Raw genomic sequence first — 17,635 nt, 5'->3', positions numbered from 1 at the left:
AGCACCTGTAATGAGTGATTTATTAGGAATCCTCAAACAACAGGGGCAAAGTGAAGAGTTCGATGCGATTAAGATCGCATTGGCTTCACCAGAATTAATTCGCTCATGGTCTTATGGGGAAGTAAAAAAACCTGAAACGATTAATTACCGCACTTTTAAGCCAGAGCGAGATGGCTTATTCTGCGCAAAAACGTTTGGACCAGTTAAGGACTATGAATGTCTGTGTGGTAAGTACAAACGTTTAAAACATCGTGGTGTTATCTGCGAAAAATGCGGCGTAGAATTAGCATTGGCGAAAGTTCGTCGTGAGCGCATGGGCCACATTGAATTAGCAAGCCCAGTTGCACATATTTGGTTTCTTAAATCGCTTCCATCCAGAATTGGTTTATTGCTGGATATGACCTTAAGAGATATTGAGCGCGTTCTGTATTTTGAAGCTTTTGTGGTTGTTGACCCGGGCATGACTGAATTAGAGCGTGGGCAATTATTAAATGATGAAGCCTATCTTGATGCTATGGAGCAATACGGCGATGAGTTCGATGCGCGCATGGGTGCAGAAGCTATTCGCGATTTATTACGGCAAATTGACCTCGAAGATGAGATACGCAATTTACGGGAAGAACTACCGACGACCAATTCTGAAACTAAAATTAAAAAAATCACTAAACGCTTAAAACTACTAGAAGCGTTTTATGATTCAGGAAATAAACCTGAGTGGATGATCATGGATGTATTGCCTGTTCTTCCGCCTGATTTACGACCTTTAGTACCACTTGATGGTGGCCGATTCGCTACCTCAGATCTCAATGATCTTTATCGACGCGTTATTAATAGAAACAATCGTTTAAAGAGACTCCTTGATCTTAACGCCCCTGATATTATCGTACGCAATGAAAAACGTATGTTGCAAGAATCGGTTGATGCTCTGCTTGACAATGGTCGAAGAGGGCGTGCTATTACTGGTACGAACAAAAGACCATTAAAATCACTTGCCGATATGATTAAAGGTAAGCAAGGTCGTTTTCGTCAAAACCTTCTAGGAAAGCGCGTTGACTATTCTGGCCGTTCGGTAATTGTAGTGGGTCCCACTTTGCGTTTACACCAATGTGGTTTGCCTAAAAAAATGGCCTTAGAATTATTCAAACCCTTTATTTTCTCCAAATTAGAGTTTCGCGGTTTAGCAACCACGATCAAAGCTGCGAAAAAAATGGTTGAACGAGAAGAGTCAGTGGTATGGGATATTTTAGATGATGTAATTCGTGAGCATCCTATTCTGTTAAACCGCGCGCCAACTTTACACCGTTTAGGTATTCAAGCATTTGAGCCTGTTTTAATCGAAGGAAAGGCAATCCAATTGCATCCTTTAGTTTGTACGGCTTATAACGCGGACTTCGACGGAGACCAAATGGCGGTGCATGTGCCCCTAACTCTGGAGGCGCAATTAGAAGCCCGATCATTGATGATGTCGACCAACAATATTTTGTCACCAGCGAATGGTGAGCCAATTATTGTTCCCAGCCAAGACGTGGTATTAGGCTTATATTATCTGACCCGTGAAAAAGTTAACGCTTTAGGCGAAGGCAAAATATTTGTCAGTGCGCAAGAAGCGAAAAACTTCTATGAAGCTGGACATATTGATATTCATGCCAAAATAAAAATTCGCATGCTGAAAGACGAGAGTACTGATTACCATTTAGTAGAGACTACAGTGGGTCGTGCTATTCTGGCTGAAGTATTACCGAAGGGCATGCCTTTTGCTACTATCAATAGAACTATGACTAAAAAGGTAATTTCTAAAGTTATCGATAATTGTTATAGAAACTTTGGTTTAAAAGAAACAGTAATCTTTGCTGACCAATTAATGTATACAGGATTTAAATACGCTACACGCTCTGGTATTTCTATTGGTATAGAAGATATGGAAATACCTGAAGACAAAGCCACCATCATTGAGCATGCAGATAACGAAGTACGTGAGATCGAATCGCAATTCCGTTCAGGCCTCGTAACCAATGGTGAGCGTTATAATAAAGTAATCGATATTTGGTCACGTACTAATGAATTAGTTGCTAAGTCGATGATGACGCGAATTGCGACTGAAGAAGTTACTAATATTGAAGGTAAAAAAGTTAGACAAGAATCCTTTAACCCGATCTTTATGATGGCCGATTCAGGCGCAAGGGGTTCGGCGGCACAGATAAGACAGTTAGCTGGTATGCGTGGATTAATGGCAGCACCAGATGGCTCGATTATTGAAACGCCCATTACTGCAAACTTCCGCGAGGGATTGAATGTATTCCAATACTTTATTTCTACTCACGGAGCCCGTAAAGGTCTAGCGGATACCGCGTTAAAAACAGCAAACTCTGGTTATTTAACCCGACGTTTAGTTGATGTGGCACAAGACGTAGTAATTACTGAAGATGACTGTGGTGTTGATACGGGTATTCTAATGCAACCGTTGATTGAGGGGGGAGATATTGTAGAACCTCTACAAGAACGGGTGTTAGGACGAGTTGTCGCAACAGATGTCTATATTCCAAATCAAACGGAACCTGTAGTAACAGCCGGAACCTTACTTGATGAAGAGTGGGTTGCTAAACTGGAAAAGCATGGTGTCGATCAAATCATGGTTCGCTCACCAATTACTTGCCAGACTCGCTTTGGGCTATGTGCTAGCTGCTATGGCCGTGACCTAGCTCGCGGACATCTAGTTAATACCGGTGAGGCTGTAGGGATCATCGCTGCACAATCAATTGGTGAACCTGGTACTCAGTTAACCATGCGTACCTTCCACATTGGAGGCGCCGCATCTCGAGCAACTGCTGCTAATAATATCCAAATTAAAACGAAAGGTGTTATTCGTTTACATAACATCAAAACGGTAACACATGAGAATAAAAACCTGGTAGCGGTATCGCGTTCAGGAGAAGTTACTATTGTGGATGAGTTTGGTCGTGAGCGCGAACGCTATAAAGTACCTTACGGTGCGGTAATTTCGGTTCATGATAACTCGCCAGTAGATGCTGGACAGGTTATTGCTACTTGGGATCCACATACCCATCCAGTTATTTCTGAAGTAAGAGGAAATCTGAAGTTTGTTGATTTGATTGAAGGTATGACCATGAATCGACAAACTGATGAATTAACCGGCTTGAGCAATATAGTAATTATCGATGCTAAACAGCGTAGTGCTGCTGGTCGTGACTTAAAACCAATGGTGAAATTAGTTGGTGATGATGGCGAAGATATCTATCTAGCAGGTACCAATGTCCCTGCACAATATTATCTACCAGTAGATGCGATTGTAAATTTTGAGGACGGCGGTTTAGTCGGAATTGGGGACGTCATTGCTCGTATCCCACAAGAACGCTCTAAAACACGCGATATCACCGGGGGTCTACCAAGGGTTGCGGATTTATTTGAAGCCCGTAAGCCGAAAGATTCAGCCGTTATGGCAGAGGTCTCTGGTTTAGTTAACTTTGGTAAAGAAACTAAAGGCAAACGTAGATTAATTATTAATGTTAATGAAGATCAATGCCATGAAGAATTAATTCCCAAATGGCGCCATATTTCTGTGTTCGAAGGGGAACATGTGGAACGTGGTGAAATCATTGCAGAGGGAGCATTTAACCCGCATGATATTTTACGTTTGTTAGGAGTAGGTGCTTTAGCAAATTATATTGTGAATGAAGTACAGGACGTATATCGTTTACAAGGTGTAAAAATCAATGACAAGCATATTGAAACTATTGTCAGACAAATGTTACGTAAAAGAGTAATTACCTTTGCAGGAGATTCAAAATTCCTAGTAGGTGAGCAAATTGAAGAAAGCGTTATGCTGGAAGAAAATGATCGCCTCATTGCAGAAGGTAAACAAGTTGCTCGTGGTACTCCAATTCTATTGGGTATTACTAAAGCATCATTAGCTACAGAATCATTTATTTCTGCTGCATCGTTCCAGGAAACCACTAGGGTTCTAACCGAAGCTGCAGTAAGCGGAAAAATTGATGATTTACGTGGCTTAAAGGAAAATGTGATGGTAGGTCGCTTGATTCCAGCTGGAACTGGGTACACTTATCACCAAAGCCGAAAGGCAAAAAAAGCAAGAGCTGCAGCAGGTGGTGACCATGTAATTCATACAGTTACTGCAAGTGATGTTGAACATGCGTTAAGTGAAGCATTAAACGCAGATAATCATGATCACTAATCTGGATTCAAAAAAGGCAGGTTTAAACTTGACAAACCTGCCATACCTATATAGAATCCGGCCTCCTTATGCATTCGAAATATTCACAAGTGACAGATCGGAGTTAAGTAGAAATGGCTACTATTAATCAGTTAGTAAGAAAGCCTCGTGCCGACGTAAAAAAGAAAAGTAACGTCCCAGCACTAGAGTCATGTCCACAGCGACGCGGTGTATGTACACGCGTTTATACTACTACACCTAAAAAACCTAACTCAGCTATGCGTAAGGTTGCTCGTGTACGTTTAACCAATGGGTTTGAAGTAAGCTCATACATCGGTGGTGAAGGCCATAACCTCCAAGAACACTCTGTTGTTCTTATCAGAGGTGGTCGTGTTAAAGACTTACCTGGGGTGCGCTATCACACCGTTCGCGGTAGTTTAGATACTTCAGGAGTTAACGATCGTAAACAAGGTCGTTCTAAGTATGGTACAAAAAAACCAAAAGATAAAAAATAACTGATTGTAGGAAATTAAGATGCCTAGAAGAAGAGAAGTCCCCAAACGAGAGATTCTGCCAGATCCAAAACATCACAGTGAGTTATTGGCAAAATTTATTAACGTATTAATGGTTAGCGGTAAAAAATCTACTGCTGAAAAAATTATTTACGGTGCTTTAGATGTTTTAGAAGAGCGCGTAAAGAAAACTAAAAAAGCTGACGACGAAAGTGGCGATTCAGGTTCTAGTAGTGCTACTAGCCTTGTTTTACGTTATTTCGAAGATGCTTTAAATAACGTGCGCCCAAGCGTGGAAGTTCGTTCACGCCGTGTAGGTGGAGCAACTTACCAAGTTCCAGTAGAAGTAAGACACGACCGTAGTATTGCTTTAGGTATGCGTTGGATCGTTCAAGCAGCTCGTTCACGTGGTGAGAAAGGTATGATGCTACGTTTAGCTGGTGAGCTGATGGATGCCTATGAAACTAAAGGGTCGGCAGTGAAAAAGCGTGAAGACACTCATAAAATGGCGAAAGCAAACCAAGCCTTTGCTCATTTTAGATGGAATTAAGAGAGGTATTCCGTGTCAACTCCATTAAATCGATATAGGAACATAGGCATTGCTGCCCACGTGGACGCTGGTAAAACTACCACGACTGAACGTGTTTTGTACTATACCGGTATGTCTCATAAAATTGGTGAGGTACATGACGGCGCTGCGACTATGGACTGGATGGTTCAAGAGCAAGAGCGCGGCATTACCATTACTTCTGCAGCGACTACCTGTTATTGGCAAGGTATGGATAAGCAGTTTGAGGCACATCGTATTAACATTATTGATACACCGGGACACGTTGACTTCATGATTGAAGTAGAGCGTTCTTTACGTGTTCTAGATGGTGCGGTGGTAGTATTTGATTCAGTATCAGGTGTTGAACCTCAGTCCGAGACAGTGTGGCGACAAGCAAACAAATATGGTGTTCCACGTATCGTGTTTGTGAACAAAATGGATAGAATGGGCGCTAACTTTCATCGGGTTGTAACCCAGATAAAGCAGCGTCTAGGTTCAAATCCGGTAGTGGTGCAAATTCCTGTTGGAGCGGAAGAAGATTTCAAAGGTGTCATTGATCTTATCAAAATGAAGGCTATTCATTGGGATGAAGATAATAAAGGTATGACCTTTCAATATGGTGAGGTACCGCAAGAGCTTTTAGCAGAGTGTGAACAATACCGTACTTTATTAGTCGAAGCAGCTGCCGAAGGTTCTGAAGACTTGATGGAAAAATACCTTGAAGGTAAAGAACTTACTGAACAGGAAATTAAAACCTCATTACGCCACCTTACAGTGACCAACCAAATTGTCCCTGTATTTTGTGGTTCAGCCTTTAAGAATAAAGGTGTCCAAGCAGTATTAGATGGCGTAGTTGAGTATCTTCCTTCACCTATTGATATCCCTGATGTGCAAGGTACAGATGAAGACGGCAATGAAACATCAAGAAAAACCAGTTATGATGCCCCTTTCTCTGCGCTAGCTTTTAAGATTGCAACAGATCCCTTCGTTGGAACTCTTACCTATTTCCGAGCCTATTCGGGGATAGTAAAGTCTGGCGATACCGTACTAAATTCGGTTAAAGATAAAAAAGAACGAATTGGGCGTCTATTGCAAATGCATGCTAATTCGCGTGAAGAAATTAAGGAAGTTCGTGCAGGTGATATCGCAGCAGCAGTAGGTTTAAAAACTGTGACCACTGGGGATACTCTTTGTGATATTGCTCATCCAGTAATATTAGAAAGAATGGATTTTCCAGATCCGGTAATTGCAGTTGCAGTGGAACCAAGAACTAAGGCTGACCAGGAAAAAATGGGTATCGCTTTAGGTAAGTTGGCGCAAGAAGATCCTTCATTTAGAGTTCATACAGACGAAGAAAGCGGTCAAACAATTATTGAAGGGATGGGTGAATTACATCTTGAAATTATTGTCGATCGTATGCGAAGAGAGTTTAATGTAGAAGCGAATGTCGGAAAACCACAAGTTGCTTATCGTGAAACATTAAAACAACCTGTAGAGCAGGAAGGTAAATTCGTAAGACAATCAGGTGGGCGTGGACAATACGGTCATGTTTGGTTGAAAATTGAACCTCAAGAAGCAGGGAAGGGTTACGAATTTATTAATGCAATTGTTGGTGGTGTAATTCCAAAAGAATACATCCCGGCAGTTGATAAAGGTATTCAGGAACAAATGCAAAATGGAGTAATTGCTGGTTACCCAGTAGTGGATGTTAAAGTTACTCTATTTGATGGTTCGTTCCATGAAGTAGACTCAAGCGAAATGGCCTTTAAAATTGCTGGTTCGCAATGCTTTAAACAAGGCGCTTTAAAAGCTAAGCCAGTTTTACTTGAGCCAATTATGGCAGTTGAAGTTGTTACTCCAGAAGATTACATGGGTGATGTGATGGGTGACCTCAATAGACGTCGTGGTTTAGTTCAAGGTATGGAAGATTCTCCAGCTGGAAAAATTGTTCGAGCTGAAGTACCACTTGCAGAGATGTTTGGTTACTCAACTGATCTACGTTCTGCTACTCAGGGAAGAGCAACATATACGATGGAATTTTCTAAGTACGCTGAGGCACCTAATAATATTGCTGAAGCAATTATCAAGAAACAATAAAAGTTAATGAGGTTATTGAAATGGCGAAGGAAAAATTTGAACGTAAAAAACCACACGTTAATGTGGGAACAATCGGACACGTAGATCACGGTAAGACAACATTAACAGCGGCTATTACAACCATTATGGCTAAGAAGTTTGGTGGAGAAGCGAAAGCGTACGACCAAATTGATGCTGCACCAGAAGAAAGAGAGCGTGGAATTACAATTTCTACTGCACACGTTGAGTACGAATCTACGAATAGACACTATGCGCACGTTGATTGCCCAGGCCATGCTGACTATGTTAAGAACATGATCACTGGAGCTGCACAGATGGACGGCGCTATATTAGTTGTTTCTGCAGCTGATGGCCCAATGCCACAAACTAGAGAGCACATCCTATTATCACGCCAAGTAGGTGTACCATACATTGTTGTATTCATGAATAAAGCAGATATGGTAGACGATCCAGAATTACTAGAATTAGTAGAAATGGAAGTGCGTGATTTATTAAGCAGCTATGAGTTTCCTGGTGATGATATTCCAATCGTTGTTGGCTCTGCTCTAAAAGCATTAGAAGGCGACACAAGCGAGATTGGTGTAGCAGCTATTGAGAAATTAGTAGACACATTAGATGCTTATATTCCTGAGCCTGTACGTAATATTGATAAAGCATTCTTATTACCAATCGAAGACGTATTCTCTATTTCTGGACGTGGTACAGTAGTAACTGGCCGTGTTGAGAGCGGAATTGTTAAAGTTGGTGAAGAAGTTGAAATCGTAGGAATAAGAGATACACAAAAGACTACTTGTACTGGTGTTGAAATGTTCCGTAAATTACTTGACGAAGGTCGCGCTGGAGATAACGTAGGGGTATTATTACGTGGAACTAAGCGAGATGAAGTTGAGCGTGGACAAGTACTAGCAAAACCAGGTACAATTAAGCCTCACACTAAATTTGAAGCGGAAGTATACGTACTATCTAAAGATGAAGGTGGAAGACATACACCATTCTTCAATGGATACCGACCACAGTTTTACTTCAGAACAACCGACGTGACAGGAACTTGTGATTTACCTGCCGGTATTGAAATGGTAATGCCTGGTGATAACGTACAATTAACTGTTAACTTACATGCACCGATTGCGATGACTGAAGGTTTACGTTTTGCAATTAGAGAAGGTGGCCGTACTGTAGGCGCCGGTGTTGTCGCTAAAATAATCGAGTAATTATAATGAGTAATAATCAAAATATTAAAATTAGATTAAAATCCTTTGATCATCGATTAATCGACTTATCAACTCGTGAAATCGTTGAAACAGCAAAACGTACTGGCGCACAAATCCGTGGGCCAATACCTTTGCCAATTCGCAAAGAAAAATTTACTGTATTGATTTCTCCGCATGTTAATAAAGATGCGCGAGATCAATATGAATTACGCACTCATAAACGCCTGGTCGTTATTGTTCATCCTACTGAAAAAACAGTTGATGCTTTAATGAAATTAGATCTGGCTGCTGGCGTAGACGTTCAGATAAGCCTTGATGACTAGTTATTAGGCAAGGATAAACAAGAGGTGTTACAATCATGATCGGTTTATTAGGTCGTAAAGTTGGAATGACGCGTATTTTCACTCCAGAAGGAATATCTATTCCTGTATCTGTTGTTGAAGTACAACCTAACCGCATTTCACAAATTAAAACTTTAGAAAATGACGGTTATTCAGCAGTTCAATTAACTGCTGGAACAAAAAAAGCAAATAATGTCGTTAAGCCCCAAGCTGGACATTTTGCTAAAGCAGAAATTGAAGCTGGTGATATGCAAGTTGAATTTCGTATTGATAACGAAGATGAGTTCAAGCTTGGACAAGTTGTATCAATAAGTGAGATCTTTTCTGCAGGACAGCATGTTGACGTATCTGGTACTACTAAAGGTAAAGGTTTTGCAGGAACTGTAAAGCGTCATAACTTTAGAACCCAAGACGCAAGTCATGGTAACTCTAGATCACATCGTGTTCCAGGTTCTATTGGTCAGAATCAGACACCAGGCCGTGTATTCAAAGGTAAGAAAATGGCAGGACATTTAGGTAATGTTCGTTGCACAGTTCAAACTCTTGAATTAGTACGTGTTGATGCTGAAAGAAATCTACTGCTCATTAAAGGTGCTATTCCTGGTGCTCCAGGTGCCCGCTTAGAAATTAAGCATGCAGTAAAAAAGCAAGCAAGAGGTGAGTGATGGAAATTACAACAATCGATACGAAAGCAAAAATTAACTTAAACAGCGATGTTTTTGCTTATGGTTACAATGAAGGCTTGGTTCATCAAGCAGTAGTAACCTACATGAATAATGCACGTAGTGGTAACAGTGCACAGAAAACCCGTTCTGAAGTGCGTGGTGGTGGTAAAAAGCCATGGAACCAAAAAGGTACTGGTAGAGCTAGAGCTGGAACTATCAGAAGCCCCTTATGGAGAAGTGGTGGAGTAACTTTTGCTTCTAAAAAGCGAGATTATTCACAAAAGCTTAATAAAAAAATGTACAAACGCGCATTACGTAGTATAATCTCCGAACTTTGCCGTACTGAGAATCTAATTATTGTTAGTGATTTTCAATGTGAAAGTCATCGAACAAAGGATTTTGCAAACAAAATGAATCAGATGAACATTAAAAATGCGCTGATTATCATGAGTGAAGTTGGTGAAAATGAATATCTAGGTTCTAGAAACTTAATTGACTACGATATCTGTGATGTTACAACTATAGATCCTGTTTCCTTACTTAGATTTGAAAAAGTTGTTGTTACAGAAGCTGCAATTAAAAAAATTGAGGAACAGTTACAATGAATGCTGAAAGACTGATGATGGTTCTACGTGAACCACATACTTCTGAAAAGACTACTGTAATGGCCGACAAGTTTAAACAGTTCACTTTTAAAGTATTGAAAGATGCTACTAAAGACGAAATTAAAATGGCTGTTGAACACATATTTAATGTAAAAGTTAAAAATGTATCTGTTGTTAATGTGAAGGGTAAATCTAAGCGCTTTAAACAAACAAGTGGTAAGCGTAGTGACTGGAAGAAAGCATTTGTATCTCTTCATGCTGATCAAGATATTGACTTTACAGTTACTGAATAAGGTAGATTAAGATGGCACTATTAAAATCCAAACCTACATCGCCAGGTAAACGTGGCGAGATACGTGTAGTTCATCACAATATACATAAAGGAAAGCCTCTTTCTTCATTGGTTGAAACTTTGAAGAAAACTGGTGGACGTAATAATCAAGGTCGTATTACTGTACGGCATATTGGTGGTGGACATAGTCAAAAATACCGTATTATTGATTTTAAAAGAAATAAAGATGGAATCAATGGTCGTGTTGAGCGACTAGAGTATGATCCAAATAGAACAGCTTTAATTGCTCTAATTGCTTATGCAGATGGTGAGAAAAGATACATCATCGCTCCAGCTAATTTAGAAGTGGGTGCCACAGTTGTTAGTGGTGCTGACTCACCAATTAGCGTAGGTAATTGTTTGCCTCTAAAGAATATCCCTGTCGGTACTACAATCCACTGTGTGGAAATGAAAGCAGGAAAAGGTGCGCAGATGCTTCGTAGTGCTGGATGCAGTGGACAATTAGTTGCTAAAGAAGGTGTTTATGCAACTCTTAGATTGCGCTCCGGTGAAATGCGTAAGATACATGTCTTATGTCGTGCTGTTATTGGTGAAGTTAGTAATAGCGAACATAGCTTACGTGCTTTAGGTAAAGCAGGTGCTAAGCGTTGGAGAGGTATTCGCCCAACAGTTCGTGGGGTTGCTATGAACCCAGTTGACCATCCACATGGTGGTGGTGAAGGTAAAACTTCTGGCGGACGTCATCCTGTATCTCCATGGGGATTACCGACTAAAGGATACAAAACTAGAAGTAATAAACGTACTGATGGTTTTATCGTTAGACGTCGTAAGAAAAAATAATTTTTGAGAGGATATCAAGTGGCTCGTTCTATAAGAAAAGGTCCATTTATTGACCATCATTTGATCAGTAAAGTAGAAGCTGCAATAAAAGCTAAATCTAAGAAACCAATTAAAACTTGGTCTAGACGTTCTACAATCGTTCCAGAAATGATTGATTTAACTATAGCTGTGCATAACGGTAAAGATCATGTCCCCGTATTTATCACAGACAATATGGTTGGTCACAAATTAGGTGAGTTTGCCATGACTCGTACATTCAAAGGCCATTCTGGTGACAGAAAGGCTAAAGGTAAGTAAGAGGGTATGATGGAAGTTACAGCTAAATTAAAAGGTGCTCCTTTATCTGCCCAAAAAGGTAGGTTAGTGGCCGATATGATACGTAATATGAACGTGTCAAGTGCACTTGATGTCCTCAAGTTCACACCCAAAAAAGGTGCTCAATTAATGCTTAAATTATTAGAGTCTGCGATAGCCAATGCAGAAAATAATAATGGTGCTGATATTGATGATCTTAAAGTAGGTATGGTATGCGTTGACGAAGCTACAACTTTAAAACGCATTAGTCCCAGAGCCAAGGGCCGCGCAAATCGTATTTGCAAGCGAACTTGCCATATCACCATTAAAGTATCTGATGAGGAATAGCAATGGGACAAAAAGTTAACCCGATAGGTATACGCCTCGGTATTATTAAAGATTGGAATTCTAAATGGTTTGCTGGAAAGCGCTATGCTGAATTTTTAATTCAAGATATCAAATTACGTACCGAATTAAAGAAAAAATTAATGGCAGCAGCTGTTAGTAAGATTTTAATTGAACGACCCGCGAACAATGCTGTGGTAACAATTCTTACTGCTAGACCTGGTGTTATTATTGGCAAAAAAGGCGGCGGTATTGAAGCCTTGCGTCAAGAAATTTCTAATAAGTTAGGTGTGCCTGTGCATCTTAATATTGAAGAAATTAAGAAGCCAGAATTAGATTCCACTTTAGTTGCCGAAGGTATTGCGCAGCAGTTAGAGCAACGTGTTATGTTCAGAAGAGCCATGAAACGTGCTGTTACCTCTGCATTAAAAGCTGGTGCTAAAGGTATTAAAATTTGTGTTAGTGGTCGATTAGGCGGTGCTGAAATTGCACGTAGCGAATGGTATAGAGAAGGCCGTGTCCCTTTACATACTTTTAGAGCTGATATTGATTATGGTACAGCTGAATCTAAAACTACCTACGGAATTATTGGTGTTAAGGTCTGGATTTTCAAGGGCGAAATTCTCCCTCAAAAGAAAAGATCAACAGACAGCGCCCAGTGAGTGAGGATTAAAAATCATGTTGCAACCAAAGCGTACTAAGTACCGCAAACAAATGAAAGGTCGTAATAGAGGTTTGGCTCTACGCGGCAGCAAAATCAGTTTCGGTGAATTTGGTTTAAAAGCACTAGAGCGTGGACGTTTGACTGCACGTCAAATCGAAGCTGCTCGTCGTGCTATGACTCGTCATATTAAGCGTGGCGGAAAAATTTGGATTCGTGTATTTCCAGATAAGCCTATTACGCAAAAGCCACTAGAAGTAAGACAAGGTAAAGGTAAAGGTAGCGTTGAATATTGGGTTGCGCAAATACAACCTGGTAAAGTTTTATTTGAAATGGAAGGTGTATCAAAAGAGCTTGCTATGGAAGCTTTTAATTTAGCTAAGGCAAAACTTCCTTTCAAAGTAACCTTTGAAGAAAGGACGGTAATGTAATGAAAAAGATTGACGAATTACGCAATTTAACAGCAGATGAATTGCAAAGCGAATTGCTTTCATTACGTAAAGAACAATTTAATTTACGAATGAAAAAAGCAAGTGGCTCACTAGATAAAACACATCTAATTACTATGGTGCGTAAGTCTGTGGCACGAGTAAAAACATTGTTGACTGAAAAGGCAGGTAAGTAACATGTCTACTAGTGAATCAAATGCCAGAACACTGGTTGGAAAAGTAGTTAGCGACAAGATGGATAAAACTATTGTTGTGATGATAGAGCGTACTGTGAAACATCAAAAATACGGAAAAATCATGAAGCGTAGAACAAAAATTCATGCCCATGATGAAAATGAAGTATGTCAAATTGGCAATATTGTTAAAGTCCGCGAGTCAAGACCACTCTCTAAAACGAAAACATGGGTACTTGTTGAAGTAATTTCTTAATCAAAATGGTTGATTTACTTTTAAAACCCGAAAAGGCCTGATATAATCAGCAACCTTTTTCTGTTCGAAATTAGAGCTGGAGAAATAAAATGATCCAAATGCAGACGGTGCTCGAAGTAGCTGATAACAGCGGAGCACGCAAAGTAATGTGTATTAAGGTACTTGGTGGCTCACACCGACGATATGCACGTGTCGGAGATGTGATAAAGGTTAGTGTCAAAGACGCTATTCCAAGAAGTAAAGTAAAAAAAGGTGCTGTGATGAAAGCTGTTGTAGTTAGAACAGCGCAAGGCGTTAGACGAGATGATGGTTCTTTAATTCGTTTTGATGGTAATGCTGCAGTACTTTTAAACAATCAGAATGAGCCAATAGGTACCCGTATATTCGGCCCTGTTACTCGCGAGCTACGTGAGAGATTCATGAAAATTATCTCCCTAGCTGCTGAAGTTTTGTGAGAAGGATTAAATATGAAACGCATTAAATCAGGCGATGAAGTAATCATTATCGCAGGTAAAAGTAAAGGTCATGTAGGTAAAGTTCTTCGTGTTATTGATGATGCTGTTGTAGTAGAAGGCGGCAACTTAATTAAGAAGCATGTAAAGGCGAATCCGCAACAACCTGAGAACCGTGGTGGAATTATATCGAAAGAGGCTCCTCTTCACGTTTCGAATGTGGCTCATTACAACCCTATTACTAAAAAAGCTGATAAAGTCGGCTTTAAGTTTATTGATAATGGCGGCGTTAGTAAAAAAGTTAGATATTTTAAATCTAATGACGAAATAATTGACCGTGTTTAATTAGGTGATTGAAATGGCTAGACTTAAAGAGTTTTATAAGAAAGACATCGTCCCTATGATGATGAAGCGATTTAACTACGCTAGTGTTATGGAAGTACCTAAGATACTAAAAATAACTTTAAATATGGGCGTGGGCGAAGCAGTTGGTGATAAAAAAGTAATGAATCATGCTGTAGAAGACATGACTCTTATTTCAGGACAAAAACCTGTTGTCACTAAAGCAAGAAAATCTCTCGCAGGATTTAAAATTCGTGAGGGATGGCCAATTGGTTGTAAGGTTACCCTACGACGTGAGCGCATGTATGAGTTCATGGATCGATTAGTATCTATTACTCTACCACGCGTAAGAGATTTTCGTGGTTTAAATCCTAAATCATTCGATGGTACTGGTAACTACAGCATGGGAATACATGAGCAAATCGTATTTCCTGAAATTGATTATGATAAAACTGATGGTATTCGAGGTTTAGATATTTGTATTACTACAAGTGCTAAAACTAATGAAGAAGCTAAGGCTTTATTAGAAGCATTTAATCTTCCATTGAAAGATAGAGATAAAAAATAAAGGTGATATTGTGGCTAAAAAATCAATGCTTATGCGAGAGTTAAAGCGTCAAAAGCTAGTGGCAAAATATAGAGAACGCAGAAATGAGTTAAAGCAAATCATTAAGTCATCTACAGATTTCCAGGAAATAATGGATTGTCAGGCTAAATTAGCAAAGTTCCCTGTTAATTCTAATCCTGTTCGCCATAGTACACGATGCCAGTCTTGTGGAAGACCCCATGCAGTATATCGAAAGTTTAGTCTGTGCAGAATTTGCTTAAGACAACAACTTATGGTGGGTAACGTACCTGGCGGCAGAAAGTCAAGCTGGTAATTTTTTTGGAGAACGATTGTGAGTATGCATGATCCAGTAGCTGATATGCTAACCCGAATTAGAAATGGTCAAGGCGCTAAACATCAGCAGATAACATTGGTTTCTTCTAAATTAAAAGAAGAAATTGCTCGTGTTTTAAAAGAAGAAGGTTATATTGAAAACTACTTCGTTGAAACATTAGAAAATAATTTAAAGTCAATAACTTTAAAACTTAAGTACTACCATGGTAGACCAGTTATTGAACTAATTAAAAGAATAAGCAGACCTGGGCTAAGAGTTTATAAATCTTATAAAGATTTATCATCAATTCCTGGTTTCGGTGTGGCTATATTATCTACATCCAAAGGTATAATGACGCATATATCTGCGAGATCAAAAGGTGTAGGTGGCGAAGTCATTTGTGAAGTGGCTTAATACTTGCGAGGAATGATATGTCTAGAGTAGCAAAAGCCCCAGTAAAGCATGCTGCCAATGTTGAAGTAACAGTGGTGGATGGTGAAGTTACAGTTAAAGGGCCAAAAGGAACGTTAACACAAAAAATTAATCGATTAGTGAGTATTACTAAGAATACAGAAGCTAATCAATTAGAATTTGCGCCAGCAGCAAATGACCCTAAAGCTTGGGCTCATGCTGGAACAGCAAGAGCATTAATAAGTAATATGGTTCATGGTGTTACTGAAGGTTTTGTCGTAACCCTTGAATTAGTAGGTGTGGGATATCGTGCGCAAGCTAAGGATAAATCAATTAGCTTGGCTTTAGGTTATTCTCATCCGATTGAGTATGAATTACCTAAAGGAGTTACTGTAGAGACTCCAAATAATACGACTATCGTACTAAAAGGTGTTGATAAACAAATTCTGGGCCAAGTAGCTTCTGAGATCAGAGCATTTAGACCACCAGAGCCTTATAAAGGTAAAGGTATACGCTATGCTGGTGAAGTAATTGCTCGTAAAGAAGCCAAGAAGAAATAGGGTATAAGTAATGAATAAGCAAATCTCGCGTAACAGACGTGGATTAAAAGCAAAAGCTTTAATCCGTAAATCGGGTAGAGCAAGATTAGTTGTATATAGAAGTGGAATGCATATCTATTCACAAATAGTCCAAGCTGACACACTCGGTGATAAAGTTTTGGTAACATGCTCAACAATTGATAAAGAAATAAGAGCTAGCTTATCTGGCAAATGTAAAGTAGATCAAGCTTCTTTAGTGGGCAAGCTTTTAGGTAAGCGCGCTAAGGATCAGGGTATTACTGAGGTTGCATTTGACCGTGCAGGCTATAAATATCATGGCCGAGTGAAAGCGCTTGCTGAAGGTGCTCGCGAAGCTGGATTAGATTTTTAAGGAACAACTATGGCATTCGATGAATCAACCAAATCTGATGGTTATCAAGAAAAGTTAGTATCAGTAACTCGTACTGCTAAAGTTGTTAAAGGCGGACGTGTTTTTGGCTTTGCTGTTTTAGTTGTGGTAGGCGACGGTAAAGGTAAAGTTGGCTTTGGTCGTGGTAAGGCTCGTGAAGTGCCAATTGCGATTCAAAAGGCAATGGATCAAGCGAAGAAAAATATGGTTTATATTCCTCTAGCTGGATCTACTATATTCCACGAAATTACGTGGACTTATGGTGCCTCTAAAGTATTTATGAAGCCTGCAAGCGAAGGTACGGGGATTATCGCTGGTGGTGCAATGCGTGCAGTATTAGAAGTATTAGGTGTCCATAATATTCTTGCAAAAAGCATTGGCTCAACAAATCCAAGTAATATTGTACGAGCTACTATTGGTGCTTTAACTAATATTGGTACTCCTGACTACGTTGCTGCCAAACGTGGTAAAACTGTTGATGAAGTTATGGCGGGTTAATAATGGAAAAGACAATCAAAATTACATTAGTTAAAAGCTTAATTGGTAGAAAGCCAAAGCATATTAACATTGCTAAACAACTAGGTTTGGGTAAAACTAACTCTAGTGTTTCTCACAATGATACTCCAGCGATTCGTGGTCTTGTAAATGCAATTAACTACTTATTGTTGGTGGAGGAGAGTGTATAATGAACTTAAATACATTATCACCAGATCCTGGTTCAAGACCCTCTAAAAAACGCTTAGGTAGAGGTATTGGTTCAGGTCTAGGTAAAACGAGTGGTAAAGGTCACAAAGGTCAAAAAGCTAGAGCAGGTGGCTTTCATAAAATAAACTTTGAAGGCGGCCAGATGCCCATTCAACGCCGTTTACCAAAAATGGGATTCAAATCTCGTGTAGGTAAAACTGTTGACCAAGTATGCCTTAATGAACTTGAAAAATTAACAGCTGAAGTAATTGATCTTAATGTATTACGTCAAGCTGGATTAATTAACTCTAATATTAAAGATGTTAAAGTTATTTTATCTGGTGAATTAACAAAAGCCATCAAGCTTAAAGGTTTAAGAGTCACTAAAGGCGCTCGTTCAACCATTGAAGGTTTAGGCGGTAGCATAGAAGAGTGAC

The 17,635-nt window shown here is 39.6% G+C and carries 26 protein-coding genes; all 26 read left to right on the top strand.

The genetic code is table 11. The annotated features are described in order from the left end of the window. Nucleotides 1-10 precede the first annotated feature (10 nt). The 26 genes from rpoC (at nucleotide 11) to rplO (ending at nucleotide 17,634) form a co-directional block, all read left to right on the top strand. Nucleotides 11-4,210, top strand: coding sequence for a DNA-directed RNA polymerase subunit beta' (gene rpoC, locus ELY15_RS02415; protein WP_199744150.1), 4,200 nt, complete (start codon nucleotides 11-13; stop codon nucleotides 4,208-4,210). A gap of 113 nt (nucleotides 4,211-4,323) precedes the next feature. After that, on the top strand, nucleotides 4,324-4,704 hold the full coding sequence (gene rpsL, locus ELY15_RS02410) for a 30S ribosomal protein S12 (RefSeq protein ID WP_127098067.1): 381 nt from the start codon (nucleotides 4,324-4,326) through the stop codon (nucleotides 4,702-4,704). A 19-nt stretch (nucleotides 4,705-4,723) separates the two neighbouring features. Then, nucleotides 4,724-5,251: a 30S ribosomal protein S7 gene (rpsG, locus tag ELY15_RS02405; RefSeq protein ID WP_127098066.1), complete on the top strand. Its 528-nt coding sequence runs from the start codon at nucleotides 4,724-4,726 to the stop codon at nucleotides 5,249-5,251. 12 nt (nucleotides 5,252-5,263) lie between these two features. After that, a complete protein-coding gene (fusA, locus tag ELY15_RS02400) occupies nucleotides 5,264-7,348 on the top strand; it encodes an elongation factor G (protein WP_127098065.1) in 2,085 nt (694 codons plus the stop codon). 20 nt (nucleotides 7,349-7,368) lie between these two features. Next, nucleotides 7,369-8,559, top strand: a complete 1,191-nt coding sequence (gene tuf / locus ELY15_RS02395; protein WP_127098064.1) for an elongation factor Tu — start codon at nucleotides 7,369-7,371, stop codon at nucleotides 8,557-8,559. A gap of 5 nt (nucleotides 8,560-8,564) precedes the next feature. After that, the gene (rpsJ, locus tag ELY15_RS02390; RefSeq protein ID WP_058533001.1) at nucleotides 8,565-8,882 is read left to right on the top strand and encodes a 30S ribosomal protein S10; all 318 of its coding nucleotides are present in this window, start codon (nucleotides 8,565-8,567) and stop codon (nucleotides 8,880-8,882) included. A 35-nt stretch (nucleotides 8,883-8,917) separates the two neighbouring features. After that, nucleotides 8,918-9,565: a 50S ribosomal protein L3 gene (rplC, locus tag ELY15_RS02385; protein WP_127098063.1), complete on the top strand. Its 648-nt coding sequence runs from the start codon at nucleotides 8,918-8,920 to the stop codon at nucleotides 9,563-9,565. Then, nucleotides 9,565-10,170 carry a 50S ribosomal protein L4 gene (gene rplD / locus ELY15_RS02380; RefSeq protein WP_127098062.1) on the top strand — a complete coding sequence of 202 codons (606 nt, stop codon included), beginning with the start codon at nucleotides 9,565-9,567 and terminating at the stop codon, nucleotides 10,168-10,170. The genes rplC and rplD overlap by 1 nt, the downstream gene beginning before the upstream one ends. Beyond that, nucleotides 10,167-10,463: a 50S ribosomal protein L23 gene (rplW, locus tag ELY15_RS02375; protein WP_127098061.1), complete on the top strand. Its 297-nt coding sequence runs from the start codon at nucleotides 10,167-10,169 to the stop codon at nucleotides 10,461-10,463. The genes rplD and rplW overlap by 4 nt, the downstream gene beginning before the upstream one ends. A gap of 11 nt (nucleotides 10,464-10,474) precedes the next feature. Then, nucleotides 10,475-11,302, top strand: coding sequence for a 50S ribosomal protein L2 (gene rplB / locus ELY15_RS02370; protein WP_127098060.1), 828 nt, complete (start codon nucleotides 10,475-10,477; stop codon nucleotides 11,300-11,302). An 18-nt stretch (nucleotides 11,303-11,320) separates the two neighbouring features. After that, entirely contained in the window at nucleotides 11,321-11,599 is a 279-nt protein-coding gene (gene rpsS / locus ELY15_RS02365; protein WP_127098059.1) for a 30S ribosomal protein S19, read from the top strand. Between the two features lie 9 nt (nucleotides 11,600-11,608). Further along, nucleotides 11,609-11,944: a 50S ribosomal protein L22 gene (rplV, locus tag ELY15_RS02360; protein ID WP_127098077.1), complete on the top strand. Its 336-nt coding sequence runs from the start codon at nucleotides 11,609-11,611 to the stop codon at nucleotides 11,942-11,944. Between the two features lie 2 nt (nucleotides 11,945-11,946). After that, entirely contained in the window at nucleotides 11,947-12,603 is a 657-nt protein-coding gene (gene rpsC / locus ELY15_RS02355) for a 30S ribosomal protein S3 (RefSeq protein ID WP_127098058.1), read from the top strand. A 16-nt stretch (nucleotides 12,604-12,619) separates the two neighbouring features. Then, entirely contained in the window at nucleotides 12,620-13,033 is a 414-nt protein-coding gene (gene rplP, locus ELY15_RS02350; RefSeq protein ID WP_127098057.1) for a 50S ribosomal protein L16, read from the top strand. After that, nucleotides 13,033-13,227, top strand: coding sequence for a 50S ribosomal protein L29 (gene rpmC / locus ELY15_RS02345; RefSeq protein ID WP_127098056.1), 195 nt, complete (start codon nucleotides 13,033-13,035; stop codon nucleotides 13,225-13,227). The genes rplP and rpmC overlap by 1 nt, the downstream gene beginning before the upstream one ends. 1 nt (nucleotide 13,228) lies before the next feature. Next, nucleotides 13,229-13,480: a 30S ribosomal protein S17 gene (gene rpsQ / locus ELY15_RS02340; RefSeq protein WP_127098055.1), complete on the top strand. Its 252-nt coding sequence runs from the start codon at nucleotides 13,229-13,231 to the stop codon at nucleotides 13,478-13,480. 89 nt (nucleotides 13,481-13,569) lie between these two features. Next, a complete protein-coding gene (rplN, locus tag ELY15_RS02335) occupies nucleotides 13,570-13,935 on the top strand; it encodes a 50S ribosomal protein L14 (RefSeq protein ID WP_058533012.1) in 366 nt (121 codons plus the stop codon). A gap of 12 nt (nucleotides 13,936-13,947) precedes the next feature. Beyond that, a complete protein-coding gene (rplX, locus tag ELY15_RS02330) occupies nucleotides 13,948-14,277 on the top strand; it encodes a 50S ribosomal protein L24 (protein WP_127098054.1) in 330 nt (109 codons plus the stop codon). A gap of 13 nt (nucleotides 14,278-14,290) precedes the next feature. Then, a complete protein-coding gene (gene rplE / locus ELY15_RS02325) occupies nucleotides 14,291-14,842 on the top strand; it encodes a 50S ribosomal protein L5 (RefSeq protein WP_127098053.1) in 552 nt (183 codons plus the stop codon). Between the two features lie 10 nt (nucleotides 14,843-14,852). Next, nucleotides 14,853-15,155, top strand: coding sequence for a 30S ribosomal protein S14 (gene rpsN, locus ELY15_RS02320; RefSeq protein ID WP_127098052.1), 303 nt, complete (start codon nucleotides 14,853-14,855; stop codon nucleotides 15,153-15,155). Nucleotides 15,156-15,173: 18 nt separating this feature from the next. After that, entirely contained in the window at nucleotides 15,174-15,569 is a 396-nt protein-coding gene (gene rpsH / locus ELY15_RS02315; protein ID WP_127098051.1) for a 30S ribosomal protein S8, read from the top strand. 17 nt (nucleotides 15,570-15,586) lie between these two features. Beyond that, nucleotides 15,587-16,126, top strand: a complete 540-nt coding sequence (gene rplF / locus ELY15_RS02310) for a 50S ribosomal protein L6 (protein ID WP_127098050.1) — start codon at nucleotides 15,587-15,589, stop codon at nucleotides 16,124-16,126. A gap of 10 nt (nucleotides 16,127-16,136) precedes the next feature. Next, nucleotides 16,137-16,496, top strand: a complete 360-nt coding sequence (rplR, locus tag ELY15_RS02305; RefSeq protein WP_127098049.1) for a 50S ribosomal protein L18 — start codon at nucleotides 16,137-16,139, stop codon at nucleotides 16,494-16,496. Nucleotides 16,497-16,505: 9 nt separating this feature from the next. Then, nucleotides 16,506-17,012, top strand: coding sequence for a 30S ribosomal protein S5 (gene rpsE / locus ELY15_RS02300; protein ID WP_127098048.1), 507 nt, complete (start codon nucleotides 16,506-16,508; stop codon nucleotides 17,010-17,012). A gap of 2 nt (nucleotides 17,013-17,014) precedes the next feature. Next, nucleotides 17,015-17,200, top strand: a complete 186-nt coding sequence (rpmD, locus tag ELY15_RS02295; RefSeq protein WP_127098047.1) for a 50S ribosomal protein L30 — start codon at nucleotides 17,015-17,017, stop codon at nucleotides 17,198-17,200. Further along, nucleotides 17,200-17,634: a 50S ribosomal protein L15 gene (gene rplO, locus ELY15_RS02290; protein WP_127098046.1), complete on the top strand. Its 435-nt coding sequence runs from the start codon at nucleotides 17,200-17,202 to the stop codon at nucleotides 17,632-17,634. Before rpmD ends, rplO begins: the two co-directional genes overlap by 1 nt. Nucleotide 17,635 lies beyond the last annotated feature (1 nt).

Source organism: Legionella sp. km772, assembly GCF_003989735.1.
GTDB lineage: Bacteria > Pseudomonadota > Gammaproteobacteria > Legionellales > Legionellaceae > Legionella.
The sequence above is the reverse complement of the archived record's forward strand: the minus strand, read 5'-3'. Positions and strand labels throughout refer to the sequence as shown.

Bases quoted from the DNA above. Each gene is read 5' to 3' on its own strand.
- rpsE (WP_127098048.1), top strand. From the start codon at position 16,506: ATGGCATTCGATGAATCAACCAAATCTGATGGTTATCAAGAAAAGTTA.
- rplO (WP_127098046.1), top strand. From the start codon at position 17,200: ATGAACTTAAATACATTATCACCAGATCCTGGTTCAAGACCCTCTAAA.
- rpsG (WP_127098066.1), top strand. From the start codon at position 4,724: ATGCCTAGAAGAAGAGAAGTCCCCAAACGAGAGATTCTGCCAGATCCA.
- tuf (WP_127098064.1), top strand. From the start codon at position 7,369: ATGGCGAAGGAAAAATTTGAACGTAAAAAACCACACGTTAATGTGGGA.
- rpsL (WP_127098067.1), top strand. From the start codon at position 4,324: ATGGCTACTATTAATCAGTTAGTAAGAAAGCCTCGTGCCGACGTAAAA.
- rplC (WP_127098063.1), top strand. From the start codon at position 8,918: ATGATCGGTTTATTAGGTCGTAAAGTTGGAATGACGCGTATTTTCACT.
- rplP (WP_127098057.1), top strand. From the start codon at position 12,620: ATGTTGCAACCAAAGCGTACTAAGTACCGCAAACAAATGAAAGGTCGT.
- rpmD (WP_127098047.1), top strand. From the start codon at position 17,015: ATGGAAAAGACAATCAAAATTACATTAGTTAAAAGCTTAATTGGTAGA.
- rplN (WP_058533012.1), top strand. From the start codon at position 13,570: ATGATCCAAATGCAGACGGTGCTCGAAGTAGCTGATAACAGCGGAGCA.
- rplE (WP_127098053.1), top strand. From the start codon at position 14,291: ATGGCTAGACTTAAAGAGTTTTATAAGAAAGACATCGTCCCTATGATG.
- rplF (WP_127098050.1), top strand. From the start codon at position 15,587: ATGTCTAGAGTAGCAAAAGCCCCAGTAAAGCATGCTGCCAATGTTGAA.
- rplW (WP_127098061.1), top strand. From the start codon at position 10,167: ATGAATGCTGAAAGACTGATGATGGTTCTACGTGAACCACATACTTCT.
- rpsJ (WP_058533001.1), top strand. From the start codon at position 8,565: ATGAGTAATAATCAAAATATTAAAATTAGATTAAAATCCTTTGATCAT.
- rpoC (WP_199744150.1), top strand. From the start codon at position 11: ATGAGTGATTTATTAGGAATCCTCAAACAACAGGGGCAAAGTGAAGAG.
- rpsC (WP_127098058.1), top strand. From the start codon at position 11,947: ATGGGACAAAAAGTTAACCCGATAGGTATACGCCTCGGTATTATTAAA.
- rpsQ (WP_127098055.1), top strand. From the start codon at position 13,229: ATGTCTACTAGTGAATCAAATGCCAGAACACTGGTTGGAAAAGTAGTT.
- rplB (WP_127098060.1), top strand. From the start codon at position 10,475: ATGGCACTATTAAAATCCAAACCTACATCGCCAGGTAAACGTGGCGAG.
- rplV (WP_127098077.1), top strand. From the start codon at position 11,609: ATGGAAGTTACAGCTAAATTAAAAGGTGCTCCTTTATCTGCCCAAAAA.
- rplR (WP_127098049.1), top strand. From the start codon at position 16,137: ATGAATAAGCAAATCTCGCGTAACAGACGTGGATTAAAAGCAAAAGCT.
- rpmC (WP_127098056.1), top strand. From the start codon at position 13,033: ATGAAAAAGATTGACGAATTACGCAATTTAACAGCAGATGAATTGCAA.
- rplD (WP_127098062.1), top strand. From the start codon at position 9,565: ATGGAAATTACAACAATCGATACGAAAGCAAAAATTAACTTAAACAGC.
- rplX (WP_127098054.1), top strand. From the start codon at position 13,948: ATGAAACGCATTAAATCAGGCGATGAAGTAATCATTATCGCAGGTAAA.